Source organism: Pseudomonas sp. GW821-FHT02A11, assembly GCF_059421985.1.
In genome coordinates this window covers 1-17,070 of sequence record NZ_JBWKWB010000035.1, presented here as the reverse complement: position 1 = coordinate 17,070, position 17,070 = coordinate 1, and the positions used below count along the sequence as shown (strand labels likewise).

Sequence of the window (17,070 nt, the reverse complement as noted above, 5' to 3'; positions counted from 1 at the left end):
ACTGCCCTTACGGAGCATTTATGTACTTGGTCTGTGGCGAAGCACTGTTCGACTTTTTCAGTCAGCCGGACAGCGCACAACTCAACAAAATCGGCTATCAGGCCATAGCCGGTGGCTCGCCGTTCAACGTCGCCGTGGGCCTGCGCAGGCTGGGCGTTGACGCCGGTTTCTTCGCCGGGATTTCCACCGACTACCTGGGTAAACGCCTGGCGGCGGTGCTGGAGGCAGAAGGCGTGCGGGCCGATTTTTTGACTCAATTTGACGCCCCCACCACCCTGTCGATGGTGGCGGTAGGCGCCGATGGCTCGCCGCAGTACAGCTTTCGTGGTGAAGGCTGCGCCGACCGCTTGCTGTCCGCCGATCGCCTGCCAACCCTGGATGCCAGCGTACGTGGCCTGCATGTGGGCTCGTTCTCGCTGGTGGTGCAGCCCGTTGCAGACGCGCTGCTGGCACTGGTGCGACGGGAAAGCGGCAAGCGCCTGATCACCTTCGACCCCAACGTGCGCCTCAACCCGGCACCGAGCATCGAGCTGTGGCGTAGCCAGGTGAGCAAATTCGCCGAACACGCCCACATCATCAAGGTCAGCGACGAAGACCTGCACCTGCTCTACCCCGACAGCGACGCCGAAACCGTCGCCAAAAGCTGGCTGCAGCACAATTGCCAGCTGGTGATCATGACCCGTGGCCGCGAGGGCGCGACCGTTTTCACCCGGGAACTGGGTCACTGGTCCGTCCCCGCCCGCGACGTCAAAACCGCGGATACCGTGGGCGCTGGCGATACCTTCCAGGCCGCGCTGATCACCTTTCTCACCGAACGCGAACTCGACACCCCGCGGAGTCTGCCAACGCTGAACCGCGAAACGCTGACCGACATGCTGAATTTCGCGGTGGCTGCGGCGGCAGTGACCTGCACCCGCGTGGGGCCGGATTTGCCGTATCGGGATCAGCTGGTTTGACAGGCCGTTTATACCTCTAGATACATCTTCCAGCTTGATCTACCATCACGCTCAGCCCACCATCAGCGCCCTTGCACATCAAAGGGATGTTGGTGGTGAAGAGCAGAGAACTGATAGCAGAACTGGAAGCGGCGCGATGGACGCTGCAGCGGATTCGAGGAAGTCATCACATCTTCACGCACCCGCTGAGCCCTTACTCGATCCCTGTACCGCATCCCAAGAAGGACCTACCACTGGGAACCGTAAAAAGCATCAGAAGGCGCGCATGGCCAACCCCACCCGAGCAGGCCTGATTCTTTCGCAGGAGCACACTATGCAATATCCCATCGCCATCGAATGGGGTGACGATTCCACCGCGATCGGCATCCAGATTCCGGACATTCCAGGTGCGGTGACGGCAGGCGATACGTTCGAGGACGCTTACAACGCCGCTATCGAAATTGCCCACATCATGCTAGAAGAGCTCGTGACCAGCGGGCAATCGGTGCCGATGCCGACGTCTGCCAGGAATCATCACGCCCATCCCGACTTCGCAGGGATGGGCTGGGGGATGCTGGAAATCGACATCGCGCCGTATCTGGGCAAGACGGAAAAGGTCAATGTCACCCTCCCCGGTTTTGTCATTCAGCGCATTGATCGCTACGTGCGGGACCACAACATCAAGAGCCGGTCATCTTTCCTGGCCGATGCGGCGCTGGAAAAATTGACCCGCCTTTAAACGTCAGCGAAAAAGTCCCGCCATAAAAAAGGGGCAACCGGTCATCACCGCTGCCCCTTTCTCATCAAGCACCCGCAAAACGCTGCAAGCCCGAACCTCAGGCCATTTCCGCCTTCGCCATGGCGATCCTGGTCTTGACCTCTTGCTCGGCGATTTGCTGGTCAGTCTTCTGTTTCTGCAACTCGGCCACTTTCTTGTCCACAGCGGCCTGCTGTTCAGGCGTCATGTTGTCGTACTCGTCCTTCGAAACGCCGGTCAGTTGCTGACGCACCTTCTCGGCATCGCTCTGGTTCATGTACGCCAGGAACTGGTCCTTGGCCGACGCGCTGACCGAAGCACTGGAGTCGGCGCCCTCAACGGCAGCGAGTTGGTCATCGACGGTTTTGGTCACGCTGTCCGACGCTGCGACCTGTTTGTCGGTGCTGGAGGAAAACGCAGCAGCGGCAGCCGCCTTGTCATCATCCGATACCGACGAGGTGGTGTTGGCCATGGCCGCTTTGAGGTTCACCATCATTTTGGCGAAAGACTCATCGTAGCCTTTACCGGCACTGCTGTCGGTGGCGCTGTCAGTGCTGCCCGAGATTGCCGCGACAGGCGCAGACGAGCTGGCCACAGCTGCAGTGGTGTACGCATCCTTGTCCGTCGTGTCGTATTGCGTGTGGGCCACGGCTTTGGACACAAAGTGCTGGATGGCACTGTTACCAATGATCATCTTTCACCTCCTTATCAGGTTATCGATGCATCCGTGACCAGAGCAAAAGTGGTGCCACAAGTTGTTACATCGTCTGTAAGCACCGTCCTACAAGGGCTCCGACCATCACCACGGCGTCATAGGAAGCGGCAAGACCGGCCCCGCCTTGCCGACAGCGGCAGGCACTCGCCGCCTTGAAGCGTCGGCTCGCTCATTTGAGAAAGGTCTTCACCGCTGCATCGACCTTGCCCATTTCACACACCGGCGCCATGTGCCCGCAGTCATTATCGAGCAACAACAATTTCGCGCCCTTGGCCCTGGCCAACGCCTTGGAAGGCTCGGGGTCGACCAGCCGGTCCTGCTCGGAGGCGATGATCAGCATGCGCGCCTTGATTTTTTTCGCCAGCGTGGGCATGCCGCCGTCGCGGACCAGATCGAAGGTGGTCATCGCCTGCAATTGCCGGTACCAATCCACGGCATTGAAACTCTGGCTGGTCTGGGTGCCGTGCAGACGGTCTTCGGTCGCGCGCTTACCGGCGACGGTTTTCGCGGCCTGATGCTCCGGGGTCCACAGGGACTCGGTATGCAGCGCGGTGAGGTTTTTAAAAGGCGTACCCGGCAGGTAATTGCCGCCGTTCCAGCCGGGCGTACGCTCGATGGCGTTCAGCTCGGCCTTCCACACCTTGAGGTCGCGTGCTGTGGCTTGCGGTGTGCCGACGATGGTCACGATGTGGCTCGCATAGTCGGGGTACATGACCGCCCATTGCAGGGCCTGCATGCCACCCATGGAAATACCGACGATGGCATACGCATGATCGATACCCAGGGTCAGCGCCAGCAAGCGATGCTGAGCCTTGACCATGTCGCGAATGCCGAACTCAGGGAATTTGAGGCGCGCGTGGGTCTTGCTGTTGGAGGGCGAACACGACACGCCATTGCCGACGGCATCCAGCGAAATGACGTACCAGCGGTCGGTATCGATCAGTTTACCGGGACCGATCAGATCGGCCTGATCGGCGGTGCGTCCGGTCAGCCAGGTGGGCACCAGGATCACGTTGCCCTGATCGGCCGCCAGAGTGCCGTAGGTTCGGTAGCCCAAAGAGCATTGTTTGATCTTGCCGCCCACCATGTTCAGTGAGCCAATGCTGACCAGTTGTTGTTCGGCCGCCGTGGCCACGCACACACTCATCATCGCCAGCAGCGCGCACAGCGCCTGGCCCGAGCCTCGAAACAGCTTCATGGTCTTCCCCCAGAAGATCAGACATAAGTTCTGCGGCCGAGGAAAACCATGTACTCACGGAACATGCCGTCGCGCTGCATTGCTGAGCGTAGCGGGTTGCCCGAGCGGCATCGAATGAGGAGATGAAATAAGTGTTGCAGTGAGAATGATGACCTGTGGGAGGCAAGTCATTCGCGATTGGGCGTGCAGATGACACATGTGCATCGCCTGTCCGATTTTTCGCGAATAAATTCGCTCCCACAGTTGGATTTCGGTCCGGCCCTGCACTTCGCAGCGACTGCGGATTTCTGTGGGAGCGAATTCATTCGCGATTGGTTGGTACATCCGACGCATTTCTGTCGGCTGTACTGACGTCTCGCGAATGAATTCCCTCCCACAGATGAAGAGGTGTACCAGCCAGCACAACCGCTTAGTGCGGGGGTTCCTGTTCCTGCAGACGCAAACCCCAGTCGCGCAATGAGGCAACCACCGGCCCGACTTCACGCCCCTTGGCCGTGAGCAGGTATTCCAGACGGGGCGGATGCTGCTCGTACAGACGCCGTTCGATCAGGCCATTGGCTTCCAGCGCTTTGAGCCGCGTCGACAACGTACTCGGCGCGCAGCCCTTGAGGGAATCCTGCAAGTCCTGAAAACGGCGGGTGGGATTGCGCAGCAAATCGCGCAGGATAAGGATCACCCAGCGCTCGCCGATCACCTCGAGCGCCGTGATCACGGGGCAGAAGGCGTAAACGGGAAAGGGTTCAGGTCGTTCGGGTCTGGAGTCTGACATGGGCGCGAGTCTAGCAAGGGGCCACAGGACTGGAAAGCGGGCGCAAACGCCTCCGGTCCTGCACCTCCTTCACTTCATCACTGCGCCAGTTGCCACACCTGCGGGCTGTCGAAGAACGCCTGAGCGTTGCTCTCCAGGGTTTCCAGGTGATAGCCGCCTTCCTGCACGATCACGCAAGGCAAGCCCAGGCTGCGAATGCGCTCGCCCAGCCGGGCAAAACCTTCGCGGGTTACGGCGACCTTGCTCTGCGGGTCCAGCTCGTAGATGTCGAAACCCAGCGACAGCACCAGCACGTCGGCCTGAAAATCCTTCACGGCGTCCAGTGACTGCTCCAGTTTTTCCATGAACAGGTCTTCGCTGGCGCCATGGGGCATCGGCAGGTTGAGGTTGAAGCCCTCCCCCTCACCTTCGCCCCGCTCATCGTCGAACCCGGCGACACCGGGGTAGAAGTTGGTCGGATCGCCATGGATCGACACATATAGCACGTCGTTGCGTGCGTAGAAGATTTCCTGCATGCCCTGGCCGTGGTGCATGTCGGTGTCGAGCACGGCCACGCGCTGGAATCGCTCGCGCAGCACTTGTGCGGCGACGGCGGCGTTGTTCACGTAGCAGAATCCGCCGGCGGCTTCAGCGCGGGCGTGATGCCCGGGCGGCCTGCACAGCGCGTAGGCCGCAGGTTCGCCATCGACGATGGCCTTGGCCGCCGCCACGGCGCTTTGTGCCGACCAGTACGCCGAACGCCAGGTCAGCTCGCCCACCGGGCAACTGCCGTCGGCCAGATAACGCCCGGCCTGAGCGAGAATCCCGCGCAAGGCGTTGGGTTCGCGAACGAAAATGTTCGACATGACCTCATCGCCCCAGTCTTCCGGGACCTCCTTCCAGCGCAACCAGGCCTCTTCGAGAAACGCCAAGTATGGCGCGCCGTGGACCGCCAGCAACGGGTCGAGGCCGAAATCCGCCGGTTGCTGTATCTCGAAACCCAGCGCCTTGGCCGCCTTCAGCAGATTCTGCGCGCGCTCGGGGACTTCCTGCGGCGTGCGCATCTGGCCCCGGGAATAGTAGCTGCGTGGGTGGTGCAACAGTTGTTCGGGGTGAAAAAAGCTGCGCATCACAGGTCTCCTTGATCGACACGTCCGGCGCGGGCCAGCACGGCGTTGAGCAATACATCGGTGCCCTGACGAACGTCGTCGGGCAAGGCGTCTTCGGCTTCGTTATGGCTCAGGCCGCCGACGCAGGGAATGAAGATCATCGCAGTCGGGCAGAAGCGCGCGAGGTGAATCGCATCGTGCCCGGCGCCACTGACGATACGTTGTTGGGCGTACCCCAAGGCATCAACCGCCTGCTGCACAGCCGCCACGCATTCGGCATCGAACGGCGTCGCGGGGCTGATCCAGTGCGGCTCGACGCTGACCGTCAGGCCACGCTGGGCGGCGATGTCCTGCAAACGTAGACGCACCTGCTGCTCCATTGCCTCGATGGCCTCATCGCGATGGTGGCGCAGGTCGACCGTGAAATTCACCAGACCCGGAATGGTATTGCGCGAGGACTTGGCGATGCTCAGCTCGCCCACGGTGGTCAGGCCTTCCGGCGCGAAATCACGGGCCAGCCCTTCGAGCGCCTGAATCATATGCGCAGCGCCGTACAGGGCGTCCTTGCGCAGTTTCATCGGCGTGGTGCCGGCATGAGCGGCGGTGCCGTCGACGCGCACGTCGAGCCAGCGGATCGCCTGCCCGCCCGTGACCACGCCGATGCTCTTGCCGTTGTCTTCGAGAATCGGGCCCTGCTCGATGTGCGCCTCGAAGTAGCCATCCACTACGCCACCCAACGGACGCTCGCCGTCATAACCGGCGCTGGCCAGCGCCTGAGCGACGCTGATGCCGTCGACATCCTTCGACGCCAGGCCTTTTTCCAGCGAGAGACTGCCGGTGAACACCGCGGAACCGAGCATGGCCGGGGTGAAACGCGCGCCCTCCTCGTTGGTCCAGACTGCGACTTCCAGCGGTTTGCGGGTCTGGATATTCAGGTCGTTGAGGCGGCGGATCACCTCAAGCCCGGCCAGCACACCGTACACCCCGTCGAAACGACCGCCCTCGGGTTGCGTGTCCAGATGGCTGCCCATCATCACCGGGGCAGCTTCAGGGTCGGCGCCTGGACGACGCGCGAACAGATTACCGATGCGGTCAACGCTCAGGGTCAGACCCGCTTCGCGGCACCAGTGGGCGAACAACTCGCGGCCGGCCTTGTCTTCTTCGCTCAGGGCCAGGCGACAGCTGCCGCCGCGGGCCGTGGCGCCGATTTCGGCCATGGCCATGAGGCTGGCCCACAGGCGCTCGCCATTGATTTTCAACATGTCAAAACTCCTTGAATCGTAGAGCGGATCACGCCATTTCCAGGCGATGGGCCGTGGCATGACGGCGCGACAGGGCCAGCACGCAGACCAGCGAAAGCGCCGCGATCAGGCTGTAGAACACTGCCATCGGCCACCACTGCCCGGTGTATTGATGGGCCAGCCAGGTACCGATCAGCGGCGTCAGGCCGCCGGCGATCGCGCCGCACACTTGATAGGCCAGGGAAATCGCGGTGTAGCGCACGCGGGTTTCGAACATGCCACTGACGTAACCGGCGATCACTGCGTAGAACGAGGCCATGCACACCACCGCCAACGCGATACCGGCAATGATCAATGGCGCCTGAGCGGTGCTGACCAGCACGAACATCGGGTACGGCGAGGCCATGGCCAGCACGGTCATGATGCAGAGAAAGCGCGTGGCGCCGATCTTCTCGGCCACCCAGGCGGCCACCGGCTGGATGCAGAACTGGATGATCGCGACGAAGAACAGGCATTCGAGAATCGGCGAACGCGGCAGGCCCAGCTGTTGGGTGCTGTAGGCGATCATGAAGGTGTTGGTGAAATACACCCCGGCGATGCCCAGGGTGTTGGCGCCGATGCACAGCAGCAGCGGGCGCCAGGAGGTTTTCAGCACTTCCAGTACCGGTGCCTGCTCCTTGCGCACGGCCTTGTCTCGTTGTTCTTTTTCGGCGAGAAATTCCGGCGATTCGCACACCCCCAGGCGAATCACCAACCCCACCACCAGCAACAATGCGCTGGCCAGAAACGGCAGGCGCCAGCCCCAGCTCATCAGGTCGGCTTCGGGTAAACGTGTCACGGCGCTGAACGCCAGCAGCGACAGAATCAGCCCCGCCGGGCTGCCGAGTTGGGCGAACGAGGCGAAGAAATTGCGACGACCTTTGGGCGCATGTTCGCCCGCCATCAGCACTGCCCCGCCCCACTCGCCGCCCACCGCAATGCCCTGCACCACGCGCAGCAGAATCAACAGCACCGGCGCGGCGGTGCCGATCTGCGCATAGGTGGGCAGCAGGCCGATGCAAACGGTGACCACGCCCATCATCACCAAGGTGATGACCAGCGATTTCTTGCGACCGATCCGGTCGCCGATATGACCGAACACCACGCCACCCAGCGGCCGCGCGAAAAAGCCCACGGCGAAGGTGCCGAAGGCGGCCATGGTGCTGAACAGTTTGTCATCGGAGGGGAAGAACAGCTGACCGAACACCAGCGCCGCTGCCGTGGCGTAGATGTAAAAGTCGTACCACTCGATCATGGTGCCGATAAAGGCGGCGGCCGCAGCACGGCGTGGCTGGGGCGAAGCGGAAGGCTTCATGGGTCAGGCTCCTTTGGGTTTGTTTTTTTGGCAGGAGAAAAGCTGTCGCGGTTGCGCTCTGAGGGCGCTTTGGATGGAGTGATTTTTCGCGGCGGGCCTATGATTAGTCAATTTTCTATTTATTATTCAAACTATAAATCCAGCTTATGATCGAGACTTGCCTGTGTCCGAACCTCGCCGCGACGTCCACCCCCTGCTCAACGACCGCCTGGACTGGAACCTGCTGCGCACCTTTCGCGTCATCGGCCAGGAGTTGAGCATCAGCCGCGCCGCCGCGCGCCTGCACCTGACGCAACCGGCCATCAGCCAGGCCCTCAAGCGACTCGAAGAGCAATTGGGGTGTCAGCTCATCGCCAGACGGGGCCCCCGCTTCGCCTTGACCGACGCCGGGGAGCAGATCTTTGCCATCGCGGGAGAAATGTACGGGCAGGTGTCGCAACTGAGCAGCGCCCTGCAGCAGCCGGGGGATGAGGTGATCGGCAAGGTGCGCCTGCTGATGATCAGCCGCATCGTCTCGGAACGCTTTGATGGCTTCCTCGCCGACTTTCATCGCGACCATCCGCGGGTGGATCTGGAAATCGACGTGATGCGCAGCTCGGACATCGTCGCCGCGCTTGTGGAAAAAACCGCGTCCCTGGGCTTGAGCCTGAATCGCCGTCCTCAGCCCAGACTCGAGCAACGGCTGTTTTTGCGCCAGCGCTATGCGTTCTACTGCGGCTGCAATCACGCGTTGTTCGGGCGCGAGCGCCTGAGTGAGAGCGATCTGCAGTCGGAGAACTTCGTCAGTTTCACCAGTGACCAGATTGGCGGGATGCTCTCGCCCCTGACGATTTTTCGCGATCAGCAGGGGTTCAGCGGGCGGATCGTTGCCTCATCGCCGAGCCTGGAAGAAGTGCGCAGGCTGGTGATCGCCGGGTACGGTCTGGGTTGCCTGCCCGAGCATGTGGTGGCGGAGGATGAACGCAAAGGGCTGCTGTGGCGATTGCCACCCCATGAAGGGGTGGCTGACGTGGACATTCACCTGTTGTGGAACCGGGAGCAGAAGATGAGCCGGGCCGAGACGGTGTTCATTGAGCGGCTGCAGCAGAGGCTGATGGAGGGCTGAGTGTCAGGTAACCCATTTGCGACTGTCACACCGCTTTCGCCACTGTCGTAACCTCCAGAAGCTCCGACAAGGTCCGCGTTCATACTCAAATGTTCGGCACACCACAATATCTGTAGGAGCAGTCGGAGGTCACGACGGCCGCGAAGGCGTTGGGTCAGACACCTGGCCTGCAGCCGGCCCGCCGCCGTTACCGCCTTACGAGTTCATCAAACCAACGCACTCAAATCCAGCTTGTGCTGCGGCACAGGCATCGAGAAGTAATACCCTTGGGCCTGCCCTGCCCCCATCTCGCGCAGCAATCGCAGGGTGTCGGCGTCTTCGACGCCTTCGGCCACCACACTCAGCCCCAGCGACTCGGCCATGCGCACAATGGCGCGAACGATGGCGCGGCTACGCGAGCTGGTGGTCAGTTCGAGGGTGAAGGACTTGTCGATCTTCAAGCCGCTGAAGTGGTACTGGTGCACATAGCTGAGCGACGAAAACCCGGCGCCGAAGTCATCGAGCACAGTGGACACGCCATTGTCCGCCAGCTCTTTCATGGCCTGACGGGCCAGTTCCGGTTCGGCCACCAGCGCGCCTTCGGTCAGCTCCAGGCAGATGCGTGAAGGCGCGACGCCGTGCTGGGCCAGCAGGCCAAGGACTTCGCTGGCAAACTCCGGCCGGCTGATGCTGTAGCTCGAACAGTTCACGTGCACGGTGGGCCAATGGGCGTGACTCGGTTGCGCAAGCATCGCCACCACCTGCTGCAACATGTACAAATCCAGCCGGCCGATCAGGCGCAGGCCCTCCAGCGCCGGTAGAAAATGCCCTGGGGCGATCACCCGACCGTCTGCCTGACGCCAGCGAATCAGCGCCTCCAGAGCGAGGATCTTGCCGGTGGCAACGTCGATGATCGGCTGGAAGTAAGGCAGCAGTTCGTCGGTGCGTTTGAGCGCGTTACGCAACGCACCCTCTTGCTCCATCTGGTCGGACACCTCGCGGCGCACTTCCTGGTTGAACACCGCGTAGCTGTCACGCCCGGCGTTCTTGACCCGATACATCGCCGTGTCGGCATCGCGCAACAGGTCCGCCGGCTCTTTGTGGAACTGCAGGTCCGCCGCCACCACGCCAATGCTGCACGACGAAAACACCGCATGGCCGTCGATATAAAACGGCACATCGAAGGCCAGCAGAATGCGCTCGGCGATGGCCACCGTGACATCCGGCGGCGCCGCATAAGCCAGCACCGCGAACTCATCGCCCCCCAACCGCGCCAGCAGGTCGCTTTCGCGCATGCAACTGCGCAAACGGTCCGCGGCCTGAATCAGCAACAGGTCCCCGGAGTGGTGGCCCAGGCTGTCGTTGACCATCTTGAAACGGTCAAGGTCAATGAACATCACCACCAGTTCACGACCGTTATCGCAGAAATCCTTCCAGGCAACGTGCAAACACTGCTGCAGATGGCTGCGATTGGGCAGCCCCGTGAGCGAATCGTGAGCATTCTCGTGCTGCAGCTTGGCGTTGGCGTAGTCCAGCTCGCGGGTGCGGTCCTGAACCCGCGCTTCAAGGCGCAGGTTAGCGGTATGGATGGCCTCGGCGGCGCTACGGCGCGACAGCGCGGTGTCGATGTGTCGGGAAACGAAAGTGAGCAGGTCCTGATCGCGCAACGAATAGCTGACATGGGGCGAGTAGCTCTGCACCGCCAGCACGCCGCGTACGGTATCGCCATCGAACAGTGGCACGCCCAGCCACGAGCAGGACCGGTTGATCTCGTTCTGAATGGTGATTTCGCGACTGCCTTCCAGACGCTGCGCTTCGGCGCTGTCGATCAGGCAGGCGCGGCGCTGGCGAATCACGTATTCGGTAAAGCCGCGCTCGCCGCGACGCGGATCGGGGCGACGGGTAAGGCGTTCGTCAACGTAGTACGGGAAGGTCACTTCGTCCGTCGCATCGTCGTACAGCGCGATGTAGAAGTTCAGGGCAAACAGCAGCTCGCCGACGATGCCGTGCAGGCTCTTGAACAGGTCGACCATGTCGCCGGGCTGACTGGACAGCTCGGTGATCTGGAACAGCGCGCTTTGCAGGTGCTCGGCGCGCTCGCGGTCGGCGACTTCGTTGCGCAGGGCGTCGTTCAGGCGCGACAGCTCAAGGGTGCGACGCGCCACGGTTTCTTCCAGGTGCGCGCGGTGCAGAATGCGGTCCAGCGCCATGGCCACGTGGCGTGCGACCACCAGAAACAACTCCTGGTCCTCAACGCTGTACACCCTTGAAGTGTCATAGACCTGCATCGCCAGCATGCCGAACACGTCGTCGGAAGCGTTTTTCAATGGCGCGCCCATCCAGAATTCCGGACGATGGCCCACGCAATGAAAGCGATCCATCGCCTGGGCGCGCTCGATACCGGCGGCGTCGACGAACAACGGCTGCTCGGTCGTCAGCACGTACCCCGTCATGGACAAGCGTTCGGGGTCGAGAAACTCCTGGGTTTCGGCCTCCAGTGCATCGACGTCAGTGATGTCGATGTAATAGGGATAGGTGATCTTGCCGCTGTGGCTTTCGTACAACGCCAGGTAGAAGTTTTCCGCGTCGATCAGGGTCGAGAGCTGTTGGTGCACGCCCTGCAGGAACGCCGAGCGGTCCCGGGTCGAACTGGCCAGATACGTGATTTCGTACAGCACGCGCTGGGTGGCTTGGGCCCGAGCCAGCGCATCGGTCTGCAGGCGCAGCCCCAGCTTATTGGCCAGCGCCGGCAGCATGGGGTTCGCGGATTCACGCTCCGGCGTCAACAACCAGCCCAGCGGCGCCTCGCCATGGCCGGTGGCCCAGCGTTGCAGGCCATGATCGCGGCAGAACGCGTCGAAATCCTCACGGGGAATGTGTGCAGGCCACTCAGTCGAAGCACTGCCTTGTCCCAGCAGGTGCAGATGGCGGTTGGCGCGGTAGGCGGCCCAACTCAGGTGCGCAGCGCCCTGGCTTGCCGCTTTGAGCAGTGCTTCGAGTGAGGTTTCGTCGATCATCAATGACGCGTTTTCCAAGCCTTCACCACTGAGCAAAGATGCCTGTCCGTCGGCAACTGGCGAGCGCTGTGAAGGGTTCGACACGTGGGAATTCATAGGCGCTCCATTGCCAGCACGGGACTGGGCTATCTTCATGGGGTCGGACGGCTGGTTGCAAGCGCCATATTCGCTATTGCTGCCTATAAACGACGAAAAATCGGCATTTCACGACATTTCACGTGACATCTGCTTTGTTATCGGCTGGGGGCGCTGGAAATGAAGGTTTCTTGCAGCCTGCTGGACAATGCTCAAGGCGCCTTGGCTGATCGTCGCGCATTGACCTTGCGGCGACGCTGAAGGCACAGGCCTGGGCCGCTTGATGCTTCCGACCACCGGGCCGTTCGGGACGAAGTCCCCCGAAAGCTTGGGGTTTTCGTCACAGGGTGTGTTTCAACCCCGCAAAAATATCCGCAACCAATCGCTGCATGGCAGGTCACTCACTGAGGGGCTGCCGCTATGCACCCCGCGTATTCCCTCGCTCTGCATCAGACGCCAATCCAGTGCGCCAACAGTGCATCAGGGATTAGAGAGAGCAGCTCAACAGTGCATGTACTTTTTCAACTCAATGCTCGCCGCGGGCTTTGATTATCGTTGACCGCTTGACGCATCCACTGCCGCAAATGCCTGCGCACCGCCCACCGTCGGGGCCTGGCTTGATTCCCTGCTGACGAGGAACCCGCTCATGACCGATCAGCCTGATAACAACGAATCTGCATCAGACCTCAGGGCCTTTACCGTGCCCTCGCGACGAAACTTCCTCAAATCCATCGGCGTGTCCGGCCTCGCCGCGGCCACGGCACCAATGTGGACCCAAGCGCTGCAAGCCCAGGCCGCCGTGCCGGACGACACTGACCCACCCGCTAAAGACGAACGGCGCATGACCCTCAAGGTCAACGGGCAGACCCACACCCTGAACCTTCCCGCCAACGCTGCATTGCTGGATGTGCTGCGCGATCGCCTGCAACTGACCGGCACCAAGAAAGGCTGCGACCACGGCCAGTGCGGCGCCTGCACGGTTCATGTCAACGGCACGGCGATCAACTCGTGCCTGTCACTTGCGGCGATGCATGAAGGCGACGAGATCACTACCGTCGAGGGCTTGGCGAAAAACGGCAAGCTGCACCCGGTGCAGGAAGCTTTCTGGGAACACGACGCCTACCAGTGCGGTTACTGCACCAGCGGCCAGATCATGAGCGCCGTGGCCATGTTGCAGGACAAGAACATCGGCAGCGACGACCACAGCGTGCGCGAAGCCATGAGCGGCAACATCTGCCGCTGCGGCGCCTACAAAAACATCCTCGCGGCCATTCAGAGCGCGAGGATCAAGTTGCAGGAGGTGACCTGATGAGAGCCCTGGATTACGTGCGCGCCGCCAGCGTCGAGCAGGCCGTCGCCACCCATTCGAAAAGCCAGACGGCGTTTTTCCTTGCCGGTGGTACGACCCTGCTGGACCTGGTGAAACTCGACGTGATGCCTGCCGATCAGGTGATCGATGTCAATCATCTGTCCCTCAACCAAATCGAGGTGCAAAAGGATGGCAGCGTGCGCATCGGTGCGCTGGTGACCAACTCTGCCCTCGCTCACCACCCTCACATCGTCGAGCATTACCCGGTGCTGTCCCAGGCATTGCTGTCCGGCGCCACGACGCAGCTGCGCAACAAGGCGACCACCGCTGGCAACGTCATGCAGCGGGTGCGGTGCAACTACTTCCGCGACGGTCATTCGGCGTGCAACAAGCGCGATCCGGGCTCGGGTTGCGCGGCCATTGACGGTCATAACCGCAGCGTTCACGCGGTGCTCGGCACCAGCGAGCAATGCATCGCCACTCACCCTTCGGACATGTGCGTGGCCATGGCGGCGATCGGCGCGAGGGTCGAGGTGCAAGGCCCTAAAGGCAAACGCAGCATCGACTTTCTCGACTTTCACCTGCTGCCCGGCTCGACGCCCTGGAAGGAACACGCTCTACAAGACGACGAACTGATCACCTACGTGGTGCTCGATGCGCCGCTGGCAAACTGCCAATCGGGTTACCTGAAGCTGCGTGATCGCGCCTCGTACCAGTTCGCGCTGGCTTCCAGTGCGGTGATTCTGGTAATGGACGGCGACACCGTGCGGGAGGCGCGCATCGCCTTGGGCGGCGTGGGCACCAAGCCCTGGCGCGCGCTGGACGCCGAACGCGCGCTCAAGGGTGCAACGCTGACCCCACAAAACATGGAAAAAGCCGCTACCCTTGCCCTGCAAGGCGCCAAGCCCTATCGCCACAACGCCTACAAAATTGCCCTCGGGCAGCAGGCGATCGTGCGCAATCTGAGCACCCTGACGGCTTGACCGGGAGACAATGAAATGACGGATTCAAGCATGATCGGTTCAGCCCCTCGGCGCATCGACGGCCGGCGCAAAGTCACAGGCTCCGCGATGTACGCCTCGGACCACCATCTGCCCAACATGGCCTACGGCTACGGCGTGTTCAGCACCATCGCCAGCGGCAAAATCACCGCGTTGGACCTTGAAGCGGCGCGCAAATCCCCTGGCGTGCTGGAGGTTTTCCACCACGGCAACTTTCCCGCGCTGTATCACAACTCGGCGCTGCCGATGTCCTTTGCGCAGATTCTCAAGGCCGCCAAATCCGACGAAAGTCGCCTGCCCTTTGAGGACGACACCGTTTACTACGCCGGGCAATTCGTCGCCCTGGTGGTGGCCGACACTTTCGAACACGCGCGGGCTGCAGCCTACAAGGTCAAGGTCAGCTACAGCCAGAGCAGCGCCGTGGCCAACCTCGACCAGGGCATGAAGGCCGGCCAGTTGCAGGACGGCAGCCCCGGTCATAGCCGAGGTGACGCGGGGGCCGCGTTCGACAGCGCTGCCCACAGCATCGATGCGACCTACACCACGCCGGTTGAAACCCACAACCCGATGGAAATGCACGCCACCGTGGCCAGTGGGGAAGACGGCCGACTGATCGTTTACGAAGCCAGTCAGGGCGTCGTTGCGCATCGCAACTCCCTGGCGAAAATCTTCGGCCTGATCCCGGAAAAGGTCGAAGTGCGCGCGCCGTTCATTGGCTCGGGCTTTGGCAGCAAGCTGTGGATCTGGCCCCATTCGGTGGCCGCCTGCGGCGCGGCCAAAGTGCTCAATCGCCCGGTGCAACTGGTCGTGCCCCGCGAGCAGATGTTCACCACCACCGGCCACCGCCCGGAAACCCGCCAGCGCATGCGTCTGGCCACCGATGACAAGGGCAAGCTGGTGTCGGTGCGGCACGAATCGATCAACACCACCTCGTTCACCGACCCCTACAAGGAAAACTGCGGCACCTCGACCAAGAGCCTGTACAGCTGCGCCAATGTGCTGACCAGCCACAAGATCATCGAGGTCAACCGGGGCACGCCAACCTCCATGCGTGCGCCGGGTGCCGCACCGGGGCTGTTCGCGCTGGAGTCGGCGATGGACGAAATGGCCGACAAGATCGGCATGGACCCCCTGGCGTTTCGCAAGCTGAACGTCTCCGATCGCGACGAAAGCCAGAACCTGCCGTGGTCGAGCAATCACTTGCAGGAGTGCATTGATCAGGCTGCCGAGCGTTTCGGCTGGAGCAAGCGCAACCCCAAGCCGGGCTCGATGAAAGACGGCGCCGAGATCATCGGTTACGGCATGGCCGCCTGTAACTGGGACGCCTATCGCACCCCTGCCGAGGCGCAAGTGTCGCTGCGCGCTGACGGCACGGCCTACGCGATCTGCGGCGTGCAGGACATCGGCACCGGCACGTACACCATCGTTGCCCAAGTGGTCAGCAGCATCACCGGCATCCCGCTGGACAAGGTCGAAGTCGAGCTGGGCAATTCATCGTTCCCGCCCGCGCCGGTGTCCGGTGGTTCCTGGGCTACGGCCAGTGTGTTGCCGGCGATTGCCGAGGCCACACGTCAGGCCATCGAGCAACTAAAGGCCTTCTCCACAGCGCCCAAGGGCGTGTTTGCCGGGGGCAAGGCCGATGAGGTCAGCTTCGAGCAGGGACAATTGAAGAGCGGCGACAAGAGCGTTGCCATCGCCGATGTGCTCAAGGCGCAGAAGCAGGCCAGCGCCTTTGGTGAAGCCAAGACCGGCATGAACGACACCAGCAAGCACTCCTTCCGCTCGTTCGGCGTGCATTTCGTCGAGGTGCGCTGGGACCCGGGCATTTCGCGGCTGCGGGTGGCGCGGGTGGTCAGTGCGATCGACGTGGGCAAGGTGATCAACCACAAAACCGCACTCAATCAGGTCGAGGGCGCGATTGTCATGGGGGTCGGCATGGCGCTGTTCGAGGCCACCGATTTCGACGAGCGCAACGGCATGCCGGTGAACAACAACTACGCCGAATATGTGGTACCGGTGCACGCGGATCAGCCGGACATCGACGTGATCCTGCTGGATTACCCGGACTATGAACTCAATGAGTTCGGTGCGCGGGGCATTGGCGAGATTGGCATCACCGGGCTGGCTGCAGCAGTGGCCAATGCCGTGGCCCATGCGACCGGCAAGCGCATTCGCGATCTGCCGATCAGCCTGGACAAGCTGATGGAGTTACCGCCGACGATGAGTGCGTAAACGAGAGAGTGCCATCCGCAAAATGACGGCACGCCACACTCCCTGTGGGAGCGAATTCATTCGCGAAAAATCGTACATTCGGCAGAAATGCGTCGGATGTACGAATGCCTCGCGAATGAATTGGCTCCCATAGGTTGCACAGCGTCCGGCTTGCCGGCGGTGGCGATTTCAAAGCCGCCACCGCCAGCAAGCCGGACTGCAACAGGGTTTATAGCATTCGCAAAGCCCCAGTACGCCACAACCTCTGTGGGAGCGAATTCATTCGCGAAAAATCGTACATTCGGCAGAGATGCGT

Annotated in this window: 15 protein-coding genes; 7 read left to right on the top strand and 8 right to left on the bottom strand. The window is 61.9% G+C overall.

The window, feature by feature from the left end; genetic code table 11:
• The first annotated feature begins 20 nt into the window (after positions 1-20).
• The 3 genes from AC07V9_RS27700 (at position 21) to AC07V9_RS27690 (ending at position 1,674) form a co-directional block, all read left to right on the top strand.
• Positions 21-956: a carbohydrate kinase family protein gene (locus AC07V9_RS27700; protein WP_495018805.1), complete on the top strand. Its 936-nt coding sequence runs from the start codon at positions 21-23 to the stop codon at positions 954-956.
• Positions 957-1,051: 95 nt separating this feature from the next.
• The gene (locus AC07V9_RS27695) at positions 1,052-1,249 is read left to right on the top strand and encodes a type II toxin-antitoxin system HicA family toxin (RefSeq protein WP_495018804.1); all 198 of its coding nucleotides are present in this window, start codon (positions 1,052-1,054) and stop codon (positions 1,247-1,249) included.
• A gap of 20 nt (positions 1,250-1,269) precedes the next feature.
• Positions 1,270-1,674 (top strand): type II toxin-antitoxin system HicB family antitoxin, encoded by a 405-nt coding sequence (locus AC07V9_RS27690; RefSeq protein WP_495018826.1) that lies wholly within the window; start codon positions 1,270-1,272, stop codon positions 1,672-1,674.
• Between the two features lie 97 nt (positions 1,675-1,771).
• Here the strand turns inward: AC07V9_RS27690 and AC07V9_RS27685 are convergent, their stop codons facing one another.
• From AC07V9_RS27685 to AC07V9_RS27660, 6 genes are all read right to left on the bottom strand, one after another.
• Complete coding sequence (locus AC07V9_RS27685; RefSeq protein WP_495018803.1) at positions 1,772-2,386, bottom strand: hypothetical protein; 615 nt, start codon at positions 2,384-2,386, stop codon at positions 1,772-1,774.
• A gap of 190 nt (positions 2,387-2,576) precedes the next feature.
• A complete protein-coding gene (locus AC07V9_RS27680) occupies positions 2,577-3,605 on the bottom strand; it encodes an alpha/beta fold hydrolase (RefSeq protein ID WP_495018802.1) in 1,029 nt (342 codons plus the stop codon).
• A 409-nt stretch (positions 3,606-4,014) separates the two neighbouring features.
• Positions 4,015-4,374, bottom strand: a complete 360-nt coding sequence (locus AC07V9_RS27675) for a winged helix-turn-helix transcriptional regulator (RefSeq protein WP_495018801.1) — start codon at positions 4,372-4,374, stop codon at positions 4,015-4,017.
• 77 nt (positions 4,375-4,451) lie between these two features.
• Positions 4,452-5,483, bottom strand: a complete 1,032-nt coding sequence (locus AC07V9_RS27670; protein ID WP_495018800.1) for a histone deacetylase family protein — start codon at positions 5,481-5,483, stop codon at positions 4,452-4,454.
• Entirely contained in the window at positions 5,483-6,724 is a 1,242-nt protein-coding gene (locus AC07V9_RS27665; protein WP_495018799.1) for a Zn-dependent hydrolase, read from the bottom strand. The genes AC07V9_RS27670 and AC07V9_RS27665 overlap by 1 nt, the downstream gene beginning before the upstream one ends.
• A gap of 28 nt (positions 6,725-6,752) precedes the next feature.
• A complete protein-coding gene (locus AC07V9_RS27660) occupies positions 6,753-8,057 on the bottom strand; it encodes an MFS transporter (RefSeq protein WP_495018798.1) in 1,305 nt (434 codons plus the stop codon).
• Between the two features lie 163 nt (positions 8,058-8,220).
• On the opposite strand from AC07V9_RS27660, the gene AC07V9_RS27655 reads away from it, so the two are divergent.
• Positions 8,221-9,162 (top strand): LysR family transcriptional regulator, encoded by a 942-nt coding sequence (locus AC07V9_RS27655; RefSeq protein ID WP_495018797.1) that lies wholly within the window; start codon positions 8,221-8,223, stop codon positions 9,160-9,162.
• Between the two features lie 206 nt (positions 9,163-9,368).
• On the opposite strand, the gene AC07V9_RS27650 is transcribed toward AC07V9_RS27655, so the two are convergent.
• Entirely contained in the window at positions 9,369-12,254 is a 2,886-nt protein-coding gene (locus AC07V9_RS27650; RefSeq protein WP_495018796.1) for a sensor domain-containing phosphodiesterase, read from the bottom strand.
• 625 nt (positions 12,255-12,879) lie between these two features.
• Here AC07V9_RS27650 and AC07V9_RS27645 point away from each other — a divergent pair.
• Genes AC07V9_RS27645 through AC07V9_RS27635 form a run of 3 tightly spaced genes read left to right on the top strand, consistent with a single transcriptional unit; the run spans position 12,880 to position 16,775 of the window.
• Positions 12,880-13,542: a (2Fe-2S)-binding protein gene (locus AC07V9_RS27645; protein WP_495018795.1), complete on the top strand. Its 663-nt coding sequence runs from the start codon at positions 12,880-12,882 to the stop codon at positions 13,540-13,542.
• On the top strand, positions 13,542-14,525 hold the full coding sequence (locus tag AC07V9_RS27640) for an FAD binding domain-containing protein (protein ID WP_495018794.1): 984 nt from the start codon (positions 13,542-13,544) through the stop codon (positions 14,523-14,525). The genes AC07V9_RS27645 and AC07V9_RS27640 overlap by 1 nt, the downstream gene beginning before the upstream one ends.
• 15 nt (positions 14,526-14,540) lie before the next feature.
• Positions 14,541-16,775, top strand: a complete 2,235-nt coding sequence (locus AC07V9_RS27635; protein ID WP_495018793.1) for a xanthine dehydrogenase family protein molybdopterin-binding subunit — start codon at positions 14,541-14,543, stop codon at positions 16,773-16,775.
• 56 nt (positions 16,776-16,831) lie between these two features.
• On the opposite strand, the gene AC07V9_RS27630 is transcribed toward AC07V9_RS27635, so the two are convergent.
• Positions 16,832-17,070: hypothetical protein (locus tag AC07V9_RS27630; RefSeq protein WP_495018792.1), on the bottom strand; the 239-nt coding region annotated here is incomplete at its 5' end.

What these genes read in the sequence shown, in the direction of transcription:
- AC07V9_RS27700 (WP_495018805.1), top strand. Translation starts at nt 21, where the DNA reads ATGTACTTGGTCTGTGGCGAAGCACTGTTCGACTTTTTCAGTCAGCCG.
- AC07V9_RS27690 (WP_495018826.1), top strand. Translation starts at nt 1,270, where the DNA reads ATGCAATATCCCATCGCCATCGAATGGGGTGACGATTCCACCGCGATC.
- AC07V9_RS27685 (WP_495018803.1), bottom strand. Translation starts at nt 2,386, where the DNA reads ATGATCATTGGTAACAGTGCCATCCAGCACTTTGTGTCCAAAGCCGTG.
- AC07V9_RS27680 (WP_495018802.1), bottom strand. Translation starts at nt 3,605, where the DNA reads ATGAAGCTGTTTCGAGGCTCGGGCCAGGCGCTGTGCGCGCTGCTGGCG.
- AC07V9_RS27675 (WP_495018801.1), bottom strand. Translation starts at nt 4,374, where the DNA reads ATGTCAGACTCCAGACCCGAACGACCTGAACCCTTTCCCGTTTACGCC.
- AC07V9_RS27670 (WP_495018800.1), bottom strand. Translation starts at nt 5,483, where the DNA reads ATGCGCAGCTTTTTTCACCCCGAACAACTGTTGCACCACCCACGCAGC.
- AC07V9_RS27665 (WP_495018799.1), bottom strand. Translation starts at nt 6,724, where the DNA reads ATGTTGAAAATCAATGGCGAGCGCCTGTGGGCCAGCCTCATGGCCATG.
- AC07V9_RS27660 (WP_495018798.1), bottom strand. Translation starts at nt 8,057, where the DNA reads ATGAAGCCTTCCGCTTCGCCCCAGCCACGCCGTGCTGCGGCCGCCGCC.
- AC07V9_RS27650 (WP_495018796.1), bottom strand. Translation starts at nt 12,254, where the DNA reads ATGAATTCCCACGTGTCGAACCCTTCACAGCGCTCGCCAGTTGCCGAC.
- AC07V9_RS27645 (WP_495018795.1), top strand. Translation starts at nt 12,880, where the DNA reads ATGACCGATCAGCCTGATAACAACGAATCTGCATCAGACCTCAGGGCC.
- AC07V9_RS27640 (WP_495018794.1), top strand. Translation starts at nt 13,542, where the DNA reads ATGAGAGCCCTGGATTACGTGCGCGCCGCCAGCGTCGAGCAGGCCGTC.
- AC07V9_RS27635 (WP_495018793.1), top strand. Translation starts at nt 14,541, where the DNA reads ATGACGGATTCAAGCATGATCGGTTCAGCCCCTCGGCGCATCGACGGC.